Here is a 14637-nt window from a genome sequence, read left to right as displayed (position 1 = left end):
TTCAATCAAGTCGGTGCGCGCGGCGGAAAAATCCGCGTGGGCATCCAGAAAATCAGCAGGATCAACGCCACCGCGACCGCGGCCATGACGTAGTACAAATCCGAAGAAGTCAGCACCACGGCCTGCTCATGCAGGCGGTGCGCCAGGCCCGGCGCATCGCCGTCGGCCAGGGGCGAATTGCCCAGACGATCGACCAACATGGTCGAGTGGAAGTGCAGGCGCTGGGTGGTCAAGGTATCGAGCACGCCGGTGGCGATCACGGCGGCCAGGCCCTTGATGGTGTTGAACCAGGCCGAAGCAAACGGCCCGTCCATGGGCTGGATGCTGCCGGTGGAGAGCATCAGCAGCGGCAGCACGGCCATCGGTTGCCCGAAGATTTGCAGCAGGTACAAGCCGTAGAAGTCGTCGCGAATCCACGCTGACGTCAGATGCGCACTGCCCACGCAGCACAGCACCAGCATGCCCAGGCCGATCCCCAGCACCCAGCGGCAATCGACCCAGCGCAAGTTGCACAACGCCGCCACCAGCGGCAGCGCGATCAACTGCGGGATCGCCATCAGCAACATCACCGGCGCGGTTTGCAGTGGACGGTAACCCTGCACCTGGGCGAGAAAACTCGATGGGATGATGATTACCGAGGTCAGCACCATCAGCACGCCGGCCAGCACAATCAGGGCGAACGCCAGGTTGCGCAGGCCGAGCATTTGCAGCTTGAAGAAGGGAATGGGCTGCGACCATTCGTTCAGCATGAACAGCACCAGCAACACCCCCCCGCCACACAGCAGGAAGGTGATCAGGCCCGACTCGAACCAATCCAGGCGGTTGCCTTGCAGAATGCCGATCACCAGCATGCAAATCGCCGGGAAGCCCAGCAGCAGGCCGCGCCAGTTGAACTGCTTGAAGCGCTCCAGACGCAGCGGGTCTTGCGGCAGGCCATAGGCCACGGCGGCCATGGCCAGCAGGCACGGCGCGACGATTTGCCAGAACGCCCACTGCCAGCCCACGTACTCGGTCCACAGGGCCGCCAGCGGTGTGCCGAGGCTTGGGCCGAAGGTAGCGGTGAGTGCGTAGCCGGCCAGGCCGTACAGCTTGACGTTGGCCGGCAGGAAACGCAGGGCCACGGTCATCAGCATCGGCGGCAACGCGCCGCCGGCCAGGCCTTGCACGGTACGCAAAACCAGCAGGCTTTCGTAGTTCGGCGCGAACGGGCACAGGACGCCGAGCACCGTGAACAACCCGATGGCATACAAGGTGAAGCGACGCAGGGAAAACGTTACCGAACACCAAGGCGCAAAGGCCATGGCCGCCACGGAAGTGGCGGTGTAGGCCGCGACGAGCCAGGTGCCTTCGTCAAACCCGATGTACAGCGCGCCACGGATATCCGCGAGAGCCACTTTGGTGACCATCTCGTTGAGACCGGAGACCAGCACCGCCAGCAACACCCCGACCAGGCCGATGATGATGCGCGGGCCGAATACGGGCGGGGTCATGGCAGTGGGTCTGGCTGCGGCCGCAAGGGTGGGGGCAGCGAGGGAAGTCATGAACAGGTAACTCGGAATGATCAATACCCGAGCAGTTTAATCAGGCACACACATGACAAAAAGTTACTTGTTGGCAGGATATAAGTGCGCCAAACGCAATTGTCAGGCGGGCTGGGCTTCGAGCCATGTGGCGTGACAGCTCTCGCGCATGGTTTCACGCAGCCATTTGTGGGCGGGGTCCTTGTCGAAGCGCGGGTGCCAGGACTGGGCCAATACCAGGGTCGGCAACGAGATCGGCAAGGCGAAGGCGCGCAGTGGCAGTTTCAGGCGCGTGGCGCTCAGCAGCGCTTCCTTGGGCACCGGCAACAGCAAATCGGAATCGGGCAGCATGAACATTGCACCGTGAAAGCCCGGAGCGATCATCGCCACGCGACGTTCCAGGCCCTGGGCGTTCAGTGCGGTATCGATCGGCCCCCGCGCAATACCGCGCCGCGAGATGCTGATATGGGAATAGCTGGCGAAACGTGCAGCGGTGATTTCCTCATCGAACAACGGATGGTCCTCCCGCGCCAGGCCGACGAAGGTAGTGGAGAACAGGTTCTGCACCTTCACTTCAGGGCTGGCGGGCATGGTGTTGCTCACCCGCAGATCCAGGCGACCTTCGCGCAGCGCCTCGTCGTCGGTGTCGCCTTCGGGCACGAAGCACAGTTCGCACAGGGGGGCCATGCGCTCCATGGTGTCGAAAAGGCGCCCGCCATACACACCGATGAAAAAGTCATTGGCACGCACGCTGAAGCGGCGACGCAAGGTACTCAGGTCCACCTGGTCCGCCGAACGGAACAGCAGCGCCGCCTGCTCCACCACATTGCGCACCTGGCCTTGCAACTGCAGGGCCTTGGGCGTGGGCACCAGGCCACGACCGGCGCGCACCAGGATCGGGTCGCCCACGGCTTCGCGGATACGCGTGAGCGTGCGGCTCATGGCCGCCGGGCTGAGGTTCATGCGGCGCGCGGCGCCGACCACGCTGCCCTCGTCGAGCAGGGCGTCGAGGGCGACCAGCAGGTTCATGTCCGGTAGTTGCATGCCAGGCACTCGTGATCGGTGGCGCGTGAATTTGACGCAATCGTAGCGTATTCAACGTTGCATGCCCCAGCGTTTCACGGTCAAGCGCTCGAATGTGTCGAACACCAGGTTCTCCACCAACAGTCCGATCAGGATCACCACCGCCAGCCCGGCGAACACCTTGTCGGTGTACAGCTCGTTGCGGTTCTGGAAGATGTACCACCCCAGGCCACCCTTGCCGCTGGTGGCACCGAATACCAGCTCGGCGGCGATCAGGGTGCGCCAGGCAAATGCCCAACCGATCTTCAGGCCCGCGAGGATCGACGGCAGCGCCGCCGGGATCAGGATGAACAGCACAAAACGCATGCCCTTGAGGCCATAGTTGCGACCGGCCATGCGCAGGGTTTCGGACACGCCGAGGAACCCCGAGTAAGTATTGAGTGCCAGCGCCCACAACACGGAATGCACCAGCACAAAAATCAAGCTGTTCTGCCCCAGGCCGAACCACAGCAGCGCCAGCGGCAGCAACGCAATCGCCGGCAACGGGTTGAACATCGAGGTCAGGGTACTCAGCAAGTCGCGTCCCAGTTGGGTCGACACCGCCAGGGTGGTCAGGGCGAACGCCAGCACGATGCCGATCAGGTAGCCTTTGATCAGCACGGCCAGCGAGATGCTGACTTTGCTGAGCAATTCACCACTGAGCAGGCCGTCGTAAAGCGCATGAAAAGTCTGCAAGAAACTCGGCAACAGCAGGTCGTTGTCCTGGTAGCGTGCAACGGCTTCCCAAAGGATGGCGAGCACAATCAGGATCAGGCCCTTGCGCAGCCAGCCTTGTTGCCACAGGCGCTGTCGCAGGGGCAACTCGCGTTCCACAGGGACGCTGAGCAGCGGTTCCAGGGTGATTTCAAATTCCTCGCGCATTGGGTTGACCCTTCAGTAAGCGATGCGGATATCGGCGAAACCCAACTCACGTTCGGCCTCGGGTGCTTCATCGAACAGCAGGCGATGAATGCGCCGCGCCGATGCCTGGAACGCCACGCCCCCAAGGCTGTGCAGGTCGTATTGATGGCTGTGGACTTCCGCACGTACGCGCCCGGGATGAGGCGACAGCAACAGGATGCGATTGCCCACCACCAGCGCTTCTTCGATGGAGTGGGTGACGAACAGCAGGGTAAAGCGCACCTCTTCCCAGAGCAGCAGCAACTCTTCCTGCATTTTGCGTCGGGTCAGGGCGTCGAGGGCGGCGAAGGGCTCGTCCATCAGCAGGATTTTCGGCTGCATGGCCAGGGCGCGGGCGATGGCGACGCGGGCTTTCATGCCGCCGGAAAGGGTATGTGGATAGGCATCGGCAAAGGCGCTGAGGCCGACTTTGTCGAGGTAGTGCAGCGCGCGCTCTTCAGCTTCGGCGCGCTTCAAGGTCTTCGAGGCCAACAGCGGGAACATCACGTTCTGCTTGACGGTTTTCCACGGCGGCAACTGGTCGAACTCCTGGAACACCACGATGCGATCCGGGCCGGGTTGCTCGACCTTTTGCCCCAACAGGCGGATCTCGCCTTCGCAGGGTTTGATAAACCCGGCGATGGACTTGAGCAAGGTGGATTTGCCACAGCCTGACGGGCCGAGCAGCACGTAGCGGTCGGCCGGGTCGATCTCGAAACTCACTTGGTGGGTGGCCCGCACCACCCGCTCGGGCGTGCGATATTCCAGGCTGACGTTATCCACCGCCAGCAGCGGCTGCGCCGTGTTCAGAGTGCTGGCCGCGTGGCCTTGCAGGGGCATGTTCATTTCATCTCACTTGGCGCAAAGGGGATCAGAAAGGCGCATCGCCCTGGATGGTGGTGCGAAACAGCTTGCGGCGCAGGTGGCTTGGGCAGCCGGCGGCCAGGTGGATCAGCGAGCGGTTGTCCCAGAACACCAGGTCGTGGGGCTGCCATTGGTGGCGATAGATGTTGTGTGGCAACACGCTATGGGCGTAGAGCTGGGCCAGCAGGTCACGGCTTTCGTCTTCCGGCAGGCCGACGATGCGGGTAGTGAACCCTTCACTGACGAACAGCGCCTTGCGGCCGTTTTCCGGGTGGGTGCGCACGATGGGGTGCACGACTTCCGCGACCTGGGCGAGCTGCTCTGGGGTCAGCGTGGGGCGCCAGTTACCTTCGAATTTGGTTTCGCTGTAACGCGCGGTGTAGGAATGCGCGGCGCTGCGGCCCTCGACGGCTTTACGCAGGTGCTCGGGTAACTGGTCCCAGGCTTTGTGCATGTCGGCGAACAGGGTATCGCCACCTTCAGACGGCAGTTCCTGGGCGTGCAGCATCGAGCCCAGGCTCGGCAGCTCTTTGTAAGACAGGTCCGAATGCCAGAATTTGCCCGCATCTCCCAGGCCGATGGATTGGCCGTTTTCGATGATGTTGGAGACGATCAGGATTTCCGGGTGGTTGGCCAGCAGGAACTGTTTGAGCACGTGGATCTGCAGCACACCGAAGCGGCGACTGAAGGCAATCTGTTGTTCGGGGGTGATGCGTTGGTCGCGAAACACCACGACATGGTGGTCCAGGTGCGCTCGATGGATGCGGGTGAAATCCTGATCGTTGACCGGACGCGACAGGTCCAGGCCGATGATCTCGGCGCCGACACTGCCGGAAAAAGGAAGAATCTCGAAGGTTTGGGCGGTGGCGGTCGCTGTTGGAACAGTAGAGGTGGCGGACATGAGGTCACTCCCGGTCAGTCAGGAGAGCGACTTTATAGATATAAGAACTTCAATTTAAATACCGTTAATGAATATCCATATGCAGGAAAGTACCGTGAGAACTCATCCCTCTGGCACCTGGGAAATAAATTGCAACGGCAAAGTGTTGAGTACATCGCCGGCGGTCTTGCCATTGGTGGCTGCTGGAACAGGCTCAATGAACCTGGTTGCGTAAGACGCCATAAATGCCGGCTGTGGGCGCTGAGAGCATGGTGTTGAACCGCTTACAAGCCGAAACCGTGCCCGTTTGACAAGCTCATGGGCAGTCTCTAGTGTGCATTGGATCCAATTAGCCACCCAATTAGAAAAAGGAGGATAGCGTAACCGTGACGCAGAAGCCGAACCCTTTGAACAGCATCAAGATAAGCGGTCCTATTCCCGCGCATCTTGCTCGTTCCGTGATTGAAGAAACCTTGCGCAACGCCATCCTGGATGGTCGATTGCCCTGCGGTACCGCTATGCGTCAACAGGAACTGGCGAGCCTGTTCGGAGTCAGCCGCATGCCGGTGAGGGAAGCCTTGCGCCAGCTGGAAGCCCAATCACTGCTGCATGTGGTAACGCACAAAGGCGCCGTGGTTGCCCCCTTGATCGAGGACAACTCGGCCGAGACCTATGAACTGCGGATGCTCCTGGAGTCTGAGGCGCTGCGCTTGTCGATTCCTTTGCTCACCGAGGCCGATATTGCCGAGGCGGACGCCATTATTTGTGCTCTGGAGCAGGAAAAAGACTATGCCGAAATGGGCCGCCTCAATCGACTGTTTCACATGGCCCTCTATGGCAAAGCCCCGAACCAGCGGCTACTCAAATTGGTGGAGCATGGGCTGAACGAAGAGGAGCGTTTCCTGCGTTATAACCTTGAGGCCATGGGGCTGGGCGAGACGTCCCAGGAAGACCACCGCGAACTGCTGAACCTGGTGGCGCGGAAGAAAACCCAGGAAAGCATCCTGACGCTGCGCAATCACTTGATGCGAGGCATGGAAGTGATCACAGCGTACCTCAATGGTCTGGATGCCCAAGGCAAGAAAGATACGCAGTAGGCACACGGCCCTCTTGCCCCGACCTTCCCTGTGGCGGGGCATCCTGACTGACGGTGAGCGCCTCGCCCGAAGAAACTTCCCACTTACAACCAAGACGCCAACTTACATAAATATTATTTAGAAAAACTTCTAACATATTTGTATGTTCGCCAACTTGTTTAACCCGCTTATTATATTTATTAACAACCCCGGCACTCGTCATATTTAGCGACCCTGCACGCCAGCAGCCGTTTAACAACGACTGCCCCCTGCCAACCATAAAGAACTCATCGCTGTTTACACAGCAGACGCGACAACTTATAGGCATCAACCATGCATCAACCGTTACTTGAAACAGCAAAACTGCAGTTATGCAGCCATTCGTTATTTTCAGAAATAACTTCCTTACGGAAGTTACAACTTTTCATGGAGAGCCATGTATTTGCAGTCTGGGACTTCATGACCCTCGCCAAACGCCTGCAACAGGATCTGACCTGTACACGCCTGCCCTGGCTGCCACCGACAGACCCGCTGGCCGCACGTCTGATCAATGAGATCGTATTGGGCGAGGAGTCGGACGAACATCCCGCGCAAGGCTATTGCAGCCACTTCGAACTCTATCTGGAGGCCATGGCCGAAGTGGGCGCCAGCACCACGTCTATCAACCGCTTTATTACGCTGCAACGCCAAGGCCTGGAAGCACATGCTGCCTTACAGGAAGTCGAGGTTCTTCCTGGCGTGGCGCGCTTTGTCAGCGACACCTTGAACCTCGCGCTGAGCGCTCCCACCCATTGTGTGGCTGCAACATTCCTGTACGGACGCGAGCATGTCATCCCGATCATGTTCGAGCGCATCCTGCAATCCGATCAACGCCTCCACCACCAGGCGCCTACCTTGTGCGCCTACCTCAAGCGTCACATTGAGATGGACGCCCAGGAGCATGGGCCGGCCGCCAAGCAGTTGCTCGAACGGCTCGCCAGCGCAGACCCGGCGCACGCGCAACAGGCCCATGACGCAGCCCTTACCGCCATGGAAAACCGCATCGCGTTCTGGGATGAGGTTCAGGGCTCGTTGCAAGAGGTGCGCCCATGAACACCGGCGACTACCCATCCATCGCCGACGACTGGGAGCGCCGCGCAACCATCCGTACACGCCCTCGCCGTTTGCTGGAAAACGATGACAAGCTGATCTACCCACTGTGCCGCCAACCGTTGGTGCTCAGTGCGACTTTTCTTGAACACTGCCCGCAATGGCGCGATTTCGTGCTGGTGCAGAGCTTCTACAAGTTCATCAACGACGTGGTGATATTCGAGACAGAGATCGTCGACAAGACTGCGCGCAGCATTGCCAAGAACCGCTTCTCGATCCCCTTCCCCCTGGCCTGCCGCGTTGATGCAATGACGGTCGTCGTGGACGAGGACTACCACGCACTGGTCGCACTGGATTTCCTGCAGCAAACCGTGGCCCTGACCGGCATACAGCCGTTGGAGCTACCCAGGCAAATCGAATTGACCCGCGCACTGCCGACAGCACAAGCCCAGGCGCCAGCCCATCTGCACGATGCAGTAGAACTGATTGCCGTGGCCATCGCCGAAAACACGGTGACCCATGATGTAGCAGCATTCTCCAAGGACAGCAGTGTCAAAGCCTCCATCCGTGGCTTGATGGCCGACCACCTGTTTGATGAAGGCCGCCACGCGCACTTCTGGACGCGACTCGTACGCATGTATTGGCAAGCCGCGACCGCGGACGATCGCGACAGTATTGCCAAGGTACTGCCGACGTTCCTGGCTCAGTACCTGACGAACGATCTGCAAAAAGACTTTGACCTTCACTTGATCGAACACCTCGACATCGACGCCAGCCTGCGCAACGCGTTGCGCAATGAAATCGCCGCGCTCACCTTCCCCATCACCCGCCGGCACCCGCTGTTGAGCAATATCCTTGGCTTCCTGCAACACAGCGGTTTGCTGCAGACACCGAGTGTGGTGCACGCGTTGAAAGACTATTTGCCGATGCTTGGGGGCGCGATATGAGGCGCCTGACAATCGGATTTTCCGGTGCCAGCAGCGCCTTGGACGCCATCAGACGGGAGCTGGAACAGCATGGGCATGCCTCGAGCGATGAAGGCGTCGACCTGTGGATAGACGACGGACGTCAGCCGCTGCGGGACCCGGCAGACCCAACCCCGGCGTTGAGCCTGCGCCTGGGCGTTGGCCCGGTATCCGACTGCGGACTGCCCGCGCTGCAGTTGCGCGCCTATGGGGCTAGCCGGAGCTTGTCGGGAGTCCTGGACATCGCCGACGAACCAACGGGCAACGGGCAACGGTTACGCCACCAAGTGAGCCACGCATTGGTGGAATGGGTCGCGCTGCACGTCAGTCGTTTGTCACGGGACCCTGGATATTTCTCTGTGAGTGCGGTTGCCAATGACTGGCCAGAGCAGGGTTTGGATGCGCTTGACGCGCTGGCGTTTGTCCATCGATTCAACCGCACCGAAGACCTCACAGTACTGCGCGAAGCTCAGGTGCCCTTGATTGAACGCGTGCAGGCCAGCCTCCATAGGTCCGCTGATCGACCGGCGCTGAGGATCGCCGGTAGCGTAGTGACTTACCGCGAGTTGCACGTCCAGGCCCTCACGATCCAGCAGCAGTTACACCCCATGCTGGGCAATACGCAGGCGCCCCCCGTGGTTGGCGTGTGCCTGGAAAAATCCATCGAGTTGTACGCCAGTATCCTTGCGGTGCTCGGCTGTGGAGCGGTGTATCTACCGCTAGGCCCGGACCACCCGCCACCACGCCATCAAGTGATGCTCGAGACCGCAGGGGCGCATGTGTTGCTGGACGCCGGTCAACATCCTTTGCGAGCGCACTTCACTGCACTGGATGTCACCCGTCTCGACCTCAGGCATGTCGACCTCACGCTTGCGTTGATGCCAGCTCGCCCCCACCCCGATGCGCCCTGCATGACGCTCTTTACGTCTGGCACCACAGGCCAACCCAAGGGCGTGCTGCTCAGCCAGGCAAACCTGGCGCATTTCACGGCCTGGTTCAGGTCCTGTATGAACCTGGATGACCAGAGCCGTGTCTTGCAGTTCTCACCATTGAGCTTCGACTCATCGCTGATCGATATTTTCCCCGCTCTGATAGCGGGTGCCGAGTTGATCGTCCCCAGCGCCGAACAACGCCACGCCCCTGAGCAACTGTTGGATCTGCTCCACCAGCAACGCGTCACCCATGCCTTTTTGCCGCCTGCGCTGTTGAGCATTCTGCCGCTTGATCAACCATTGGGCCTGACGCACCTGCTGACCGGCGGCGATGTGTGCGAACCCCATGTCATCGAACGCCTGGCAGGGCAGTGCCGGTTTCACAACCTGTACGGGCCCACGGAGACCACGGTGCTGGCCACCCATCGGACACTGCACCCCGGTGACTGCAACCGCAACCTCGGCTACCCCATCGCCAACAGCCAGGTGCTGATCCTCGATGACACTCTGCAACCGGTGGATGAAGAGGTGATGGGTGAGGTGTACATCGTCGGCCCCGGAGTCAGCCTGGGGTATGTGGGCACGTCGCAACCGTCTGCCAGTCCTTTCGTGGAACTGGCAGTACCAGGAGGTCAGCCACTGCGGGCCTACCGCAGTGGCGACCTTGCACGATGGACCGCCGACGGGATCGTGCTGGGTGGACGGCGTGATGACCAAGTGAAAATCCGCGGGTTTCGGGTCGAGCCGCAGGAGATTGAACAATGCCTGCGCAATAGTCGGCTGTATCGCCAGGTGGCGGTAGTAATCGACCGGGACAGCAGGATCCGCAGCTACATCGCCCAGCCTGAACCAGACGCGAGCGTGGCCGCCCTGAAGCACCATGCACGGCAATGGCTGCCAGACTACATGCAGCCGGGGTTCTGGGAGGTGTTGCCCCACCTGCCGTGCTCCGTCAATGGGAAAGTCGACCGGCCGGCATTGCTGGCACTGCCGATTCGGCCTGCGTTGCAAGCGGACGGCAGTGCCGCGAAAAATCCGCTTCACGTTCGGTTGTCCTGCTTGTGGAGCGAGCTGCTGGCAGTGCCCGCAGGTAATCTGTCTATTGACCAGAGCTTCTTCGATCTCGGCGGGCATTCGATTTTGCTATCGACCTTGCTGCTGCGTGTTCGCGAGCAATTCGGCCGTAGCTTTGTGTTGAGTCACTTTATTGAAGTGCCGACGATTCGTACGCTCGCAACGCTGGTGGAGAACGGTGAACGACCTGATGCAGGATCCGGCCGGGCCGCTCGTGATGCTCAATCGGAGTGGGTGCTCGACACATTGCCCGAGGACCGTGCAGGTGATCCGCACAAAGTGATCGTGACCGGAGCCAACAGTTTTGTGGGTGTCCATATCGTCGAAGCATTACTGGCCGCTGGTGCAACCGAGGTGGCGTGCCTGGTACGTGAGGAACCGGGGCGGTCGCCAATGTCACGACTCATCCAGGCGTTACATGAATACCGCCTGGAGCATGTGGACCTGAGCCGAGTGAAGGTATATGCGGCCGATATCAGCCAACCTCGATTGGGCCTGGCTGACGCTGTGCATGAGTCTCTCGCCAGAGACTTCGGCGTGCTGGTCCATAACGCGGCGCGGGTCAATCACGTGATGGACTATGCGTCACTGACGCGGGACAACGTTGACCCCATACGCGAATGCCTGCGCTTGTGTGAAACCCACCGCAAGAAAGTCTTCAACTTTGTCTCGACACTGTCGGCCTCAAGCAGTGTCGACTCGCAGGGCTATGTCCTCGAAGCACCCGCCTCTACCACGCTGCCGCTGTACATCAAGAATGGCTACAACCTGTCCAAATGGGTTGCGGAGCGGCAGTTGGGGCATGCGGTGGCGCGCGGTGCCTGGGTGAATATCCATCGTCCCGGCAATATCAGCTTCAACAGCCGAAACGGTGCGTGCCAGCCGCAAAAAAATCGCCTGATGCTGATGCTCAAGGGGTCACTGCAACTGGGCCTGCTGCCCCGGCTGGCACTGAACTTCGACCTGATGCCGGTGGACTTTCTGGCTCGCTTCATTGCATTCCACTGCACCCGCTTTCACGCCAGCCGGAGTGTGTTCAACCTGCATAACCCACAACCGTTGAGCTGGGCGCACTACCTGGATGCGTTCAGTCGGGCGGGCCATCGCTTCAAGCGAGTGGGCATCGCGCAATGGCAGCAGGCGCTGCGAACGGTAAGCCAGGACAACGCACTGTTTGGCGTGCTCGGTTTTTACCTCGACCGTCTCGACGAAGACATCGGGGACACTTCAATGATTCGTTACGACAACGCGCGACTAGGTGTCCAGCAGATGGGTGAACACTACCCCGCAAAGGACACGGCACTGTTGAGCAAAGGCTGCAATTACCTCAAGGCCATCGGCTTTCTTTGAATACCCCAGGACAACCTCATGAAACTGCTGCAACCCGATACGTTAATCCGCAACCCGAGTGGCCTGCCGATAGTGGCGTCCGTTGTGGTCAACTGCTCCGCCTCTCGCCTGTGGGACATGGTGGGGCAATTTGCCGGCTTCGATATGTTCATTCCGGACTTGAGCCATATCGAAATGATGGGCTCAGGCGTGGGCGCCTTGCGGACAAAATTCTTCCGCGATGGCAATTGTGTAGTGGAGCAACTCAATAGCCGGGACGAGCAGGCTATGCACATGACCTGGACCACGATCTACAACACCCTGGGTGTGGCCAGACTATGGGCGGCGATCCAAGTGGAAGCAATTGAAGCGGAGCGCGCCGAGGTGATGTGGACAATTATTGCAGAGCCCACAGAGGAGGCGAACGAGGGGTTCGAACAGTTTGTGCAAGGCTTTGCCAGCAGCGCCCTGGACAATGTCCGTCGAATGCTCAGCTAAACGGCAGGAGCGACTCGATGCGCCCCCGCCGTTGAATCAGCGGGTCATATCTTGAAGCTATCGACCAATTGCTTCAAACGATTGGCCTGCTGCGAAAGGGCATCGCAATCCTTCAGGGTTTCATTGAGATTCGCCACGCCCTGCTGGTTCAGCAAGTTGATCTGATTGATGTCCACATTGAGGGTCTCCACCACGGCCGTCTGTTCTTCAGTAGCTGCGGCGACGGACTGGTTCATGCCGTCGATCTCAACGATCCGCTGCGTCACACTTACCAGGCGCTCACCAGCCTGGTTCGCGACTTCTACGCTTTCTTCGCTGGAGGCCTGGCTGGCGTTCATGGTGGTGACCGCTTCGCGCGAGCCTACTTGCAGCGAAGTGATCATTTTGTGGATCTCCTCGGCCGACTCCTGGGTGCGGTGAGCCAGGTTACGCACCTCGTCGGCGACCACTGCAAAGCCTCGCCCGGCCTCACCTGCACGGGCGGCCTCGATGGCAGCGTTAAGCGCCAGCAAATTGGTTTGCTGGGAGATGCCTTTGATCACATCAAGGATGTGACCGATGTTGTCGGTGCTGGCGTTCAGGGTCTCGATCTGGGTGCAGGACAAGCTGATCTTTTGCGACAACTCAGACATGGCAAGGATGGTCTGCTCGACCACTTTGCGGCCATCGTCGGCCTGCTCGCTGGCACCACTGGCGTGTTGTGACGCATCGGCGGCGTTGCGCGCGATTTCCTGGGTGGCGGCACCCAGTTCATTGATCGCTGCGGCGACGCTGTTAGTGCGCGCGCTTTGCTCGTCGGAACCGACGATTGAGGCATTGGACGAGGCCATCACACGCTGGGACAAGTCATGCACCTGGCGGGTAGCCGAGGACACTTCCGAAATCGAAGCATGGATGCGCTCTACGAACTGATTGAACGCACTGCCGACTTCGCCAAATTCGTCCTTGCTGGTGACCGCCAGACGACGGGTCAGGTCACCCTCGCCCTGGGCGATATCCTGCATCGCCACGCCCATAGTGGTCAGGGGTCGCAGCAAGACTTGAATCAGCAAGCTCAGGAGCACGGCAATCGCAACCACGGCGATCAACATGGCAATCAACGCAGATGTCCGGAATTTGCCCAGCGGTGCGTAGGCTTTATCTTTATCAATCGATAGGCCGATATACCAATCCGCGCCTGGCAAGCCGCTGATAGGGGTGAATGACAAGATTCGGTCCTGGCCATTGAGAACGACGTCCTGACTGACCTTCTCAATCCGCACTTGGGTGCCGGGGTAGATGTCCTTGAGGTTTTTCATCACCTGGTCCTGATCGGGACTGACGATGACTTGCCCGTCACCACTGACCAGGAACGCATGACCAATGCCGCCAAAATCCACCGAGTTGATGATCTTCACCAGGGTCTGCAGACTCAGGTCACCGCCGACCACACCGAGCAACTCGCCGTTCTTTTTTACCGGCATGGCAATGGTCACGATCTGCCCACCCACCGCTGCCATATAGGGTGGCGTAAGCATGGGTTTATCTGCAGCGACTGCTTGTTTGTACCAAGGGCGCTGACGGGGATCGTAGCCGTCGGGCATTTTTGCGTCAGGACGTTGGGTAAACACGCCGTTGGTTTGGCCAACATAGGTGAACTGGAAGTTATCAGTGAACGCCGGCTGATCAACCAGGCCAGGAAGGTCGGCACCACTGCCTTGGTGAGCAACGTTTTGCGTAAGGCTTTCGAGCACCAATATTCGGCCACTAAGCCAGTTCTGCACACTGCTGGCAGTGAGTTCACCGGATTGCTGGATGGACGACTCCAGGTTCTGCTTGATCGTGCTGCGCTGCAGGTAGTCGTTGTAGAGGGTGAATAACGCGAAGGCCAGAACCACGACGCCTGACGCGGCCAGCAGAATTTTATGACTGAACTTGAGATTCATTTCATCGACTTCTTTTGCCAAAGGGGGGTGAGCGTGCCGAGCGGAACATTCCATGTAACGGTATAGGCAGCTTCTCGGGCCGCTCTATTTCGGTGCACGCATGGCTCGTCAGGCTTTCGGCCAAGCCGCGGTAAAGCTTAGAAAATTGTGAGACGTTTCTGATTTTTAAGCAGGAAACTGACCAGCGGTAGGCATATGTGAGGAAACTACAAATTGTGCCGACTTATAGCCCCAAACGACAAAACCCCTGTCTGCGCTAGCAGACAGGGGTTTTGGAATTCAATCTTGACGATGACCTACTCTCACATGGGGAAACCCCACACTACCATCGGCGATGCATCGTTTCACTGCTGAGTTCGGGATGGGATCAGGTGGTTCCAATGCTCTATGGTCGTCAAGAAATTCTGTGTACCGGACCGTTGGGTTAGCAACGTGCCGGTGAAATTCATGGACTTCTACATAAACAAAACCCCTGACTGCGTTAGCAATCAGGGGTTCTGGAATTTAATCTTGACGATGACCT

At 59.4% G+C, this 14637-nt stretch carries 11 protein-coding genes and 1 rRNA gene; 5 read left to right on the top strand and 7 right to left on the bottom strand.

Features of this window, described 5'->3' with window-relative positions; translation table 11 throughout:
* Nucleotides 1–5: 5 nt before the first annotated feature.
* The 5 genes from BFN10_RS10305 to BFN10_RS10285 all read right to left on the bottom strand — a co-directional run bounded on the left by BFN10_RS10305 (nucleotide 6) and on the right by BFN10_RS10285 (nucleotide 5247).
* A complete protein-coding gene (locus tag BFN10_RS10305; protein WP_071489612.1) occupies nucleotides 6–1541 on the bottom strand; it encodes an MFS transporter in 1536 nt (511 codons plus the stop codon).
* Nucleotides 1542–1643: 102 nt separating this feature from the next.
* Nucleotides 1644–2564 carry a LysR family transcriptional regulator gene (locus BFN10_RS10300; protein ID WP_071489597.1) on the bottom strand — a complete coding sequence of 307 codons (921 nt, stop codon included), beginning with the start codon at nucleotides 2562–2564 and terminating at the stop codon, nucleotides 1644–1646.
* 51 nt (nucleotides 2565–2615) lie between these two features.
* Entirely contained in the window at nucleotides 2616–3464 is an 849-nt protein-coding gene (locus BFN10_RS10295; protein WP_071489596.1) for an ABC transporter permease, read from the bottom strand.
* A gap of 12 nt (nucleotides 3465–3476) precedes the next feature.
* Nucleotides 3477–4328 carry an ABC transporter ATP-binding protein gene (locus BFN10_RS10290; RefSeq protein WP_071489595.1) on the bottom strand — a complete coding sequence of 284 codons (852 nt, stop codon included), beginning with the start codon at nucleotides 4326–4328 and terminating at the stop codon, nucleotides 3477–3479.
* Between the two features lie 25 nt (nucleotides 4329–4353).
* Nucleotides 4354–5247, bottom strand: coding sequence for a TauD/TfdA dioxygenase family protein (locus BFN10_RS10285; protein ID WP_071489594.1), 894 nt, complete (start codon nucleotides 5245–5247; stop codon nucleotides 4354–4356).
* A 365-nt stretch (nucleotides 5248–5612) separates the two neighbouring features.
* On the opposite strand from BFN10_RS10285, the gene BFN10_RS10280 reads away from it, so the two are divergent.
* The 5 genes from BFN10_RS10280 to BFN10_RS10260 all read left to right on the top strand — a co-directional run bounded on the left by BFN10_RS10280 (nucleotide 5613) and on the right by BFN10_RS10260 (nucleotide 12189).
* Nucleotides 5613–6323, top strand: coding sequence for a GntR family transcriptional regulator (locus tag BFN10_RS10280; RefSeq protein WP_071489593.1), 711 nt, complete (start codon nucleotides 5613–5615; stop codon nucleotides 6321–6323).
* A 312-nt stretch (nucleotides 6324–6635) separates the two neighbouring features.
* Nucleotides 6636–7394 carry a DUF3050 domain-containing protein gene (locus tag BFN10_RS10275; RefSeq protein WP_071489592.1) on the top strand — a complete coding sequence of 253 codons (759 nt, stop codon included), beginning with the start codon at nucleotides 6636–6638 and terminating at the stop codon, nucleotides 7392–7394.
* Nucleotides 7391–8338, top strand: coding sequence for a diiron oxygenase (locus BFN10_RS10270; protein WP_071489591.1), 948 nt, complete (start codon nucleotides 7391–7393; stop codon nucleotides 8336–8338). The genes BFN10_RS10275 and BFN10_RS10270 overlap by 4 nt, the downstream gene beginning before the upstream one ends.
* Nucleotides 8335–11712 carry an amino acid adenylation domain-containing protein gene (locus tag BFN10_RS10265; RefSeq protein WP_071489590.1) on the top strand — a complete coding sequence of 1126 codons (3378 nt, stop codon included), beginning with the start codon at nucleotides 8335–8337 and terminating at the stop codon, nucleotides 11710–11712. The genes BFN10_RS10270 and BFN10_RS10265 overlap by 4 nt, the downstream gene beginning before the upstream one ends.
* Before the next feature lie 18 nt (nucleotides 11713–11730).
* Entirely contained in the window at nucleotides 11731–12189 is a 459-nt protein-coding gene (locus BFN10_RS10260) for an SRPBCC family protein (RefSeq protein ID WP_071489589.1), read from the top strand.
* Between the two features lie 44 nt (nucleotides 12190–12233).
* Here the strand turns inward: BFN10_RS10260 and BFN10_RS10255 are convergent, their stop codons facing one another.
* Together BFN10_RS10255 and rrf are read right to left on the bottom strand one after the other, a co-directional pair.
* Nucleotides 12234–14114: a methyl-accepting chemotaxis protein gene (locus BFN10_RS10255; protein ID WP_071489588.1), complete on the bottom strand. Its 1881-nt coding sequence runs from the start codon at nucleotides 14112–14114 to the stop codon at nucleotides 12234–12236.
* A gap of 283 nt (nucleotides 14115–14397) precedes the next feature.
* A 5S ribosomal RNA gene (gene rrf, locus BFN10_RS10250) occupies nucleotides 14398–14513 on the bottom strand.
* Between the last annotated feature and the right edge of the window lie 124 nt (nucleotides 14514–14637).

The organism is Pseudomonas extremorientalis (assembly GCF_001870465.1).
Lineage (GTDB): Bacteria > Pseudomonadota > Gammaproteobacteria > Pseudomonadales > Pseudomonadaceae > Aquipseudomonas > Aquipseudomonas extremorientalis.
This window is presented reverse-complemented; position numbering and strand designations above follow the sequence as displayed.

Coding starts and splice junctions, on each gene's coding strand:
- BFN10_RS10305 (WP_071489612.1), bottom strand. CDS start 1,541: ATGACTTCCCTCGCTGCCCCCACCCTTGCGGCCGCAGCCAGACCCACT.
- BFN10_RS10300 (WP_071489597.1), bottom strand. CDS start 2,564: ATGCAACTACCGGACATGAACCTGCTGGTCGCCCTCGACGCCCTGCTC.
- BFN10_RS10295 (WP_071489596.1), bottom strand. CDS start 3,464: ATGCGCGAGGAATTTGAAATCACCCTGGAACCGCTGCTCAGCGTCCCT.
- BFN10_RS10290 (WP_071489595.1), bottom strand. CDS start 4,328: ATGAACATGCCCCTGCAAGGCCACGCGGCCAGCACTCTGAACACGGCG.
- BFN10_RS10285 (WP_071489594.1), bottom strand. CDS start 5,247: ATGTCCGCCACCTCTACTGTTCCAACAGCGACCGCCACCGCCCAAACC.
- BFN10_RS10275 (WP_071489592.1), top strand. CDS start 6,636: ATGCATCAACCGTTACTTGAAACAGCAAAACTGCAGTTATGCAGCCAT.
- BFN10_RS10270 (WP_071489591.1), top strand. CDS start 7,391: ATGAACACCGGCGACTACCCATCCATCGCCGACGACTGGGAGCGCCGC.
- BFN10_RS10265 (WP_071489590.1), top strand. CDS start 8,335: ATGAGGCGCCTGACAATCGGATTTTCCGGTGCCAGCAGCGCCTTGGAC.
- BFN10_RS10260 (WP_071489589.1), top strand. CDS start 11,731: ATGAAACTGCTGCAACCCGATACGTTAATCCGCAACCCGAGTGGCCTG.
- BFN10_RS10255 (WP_071489588.1), bottom strand. CDS start 14,114: ATGAATCTCAAGTTCAGTCATAAAATTCTGCTGGCCGCGTCAGGCGTC.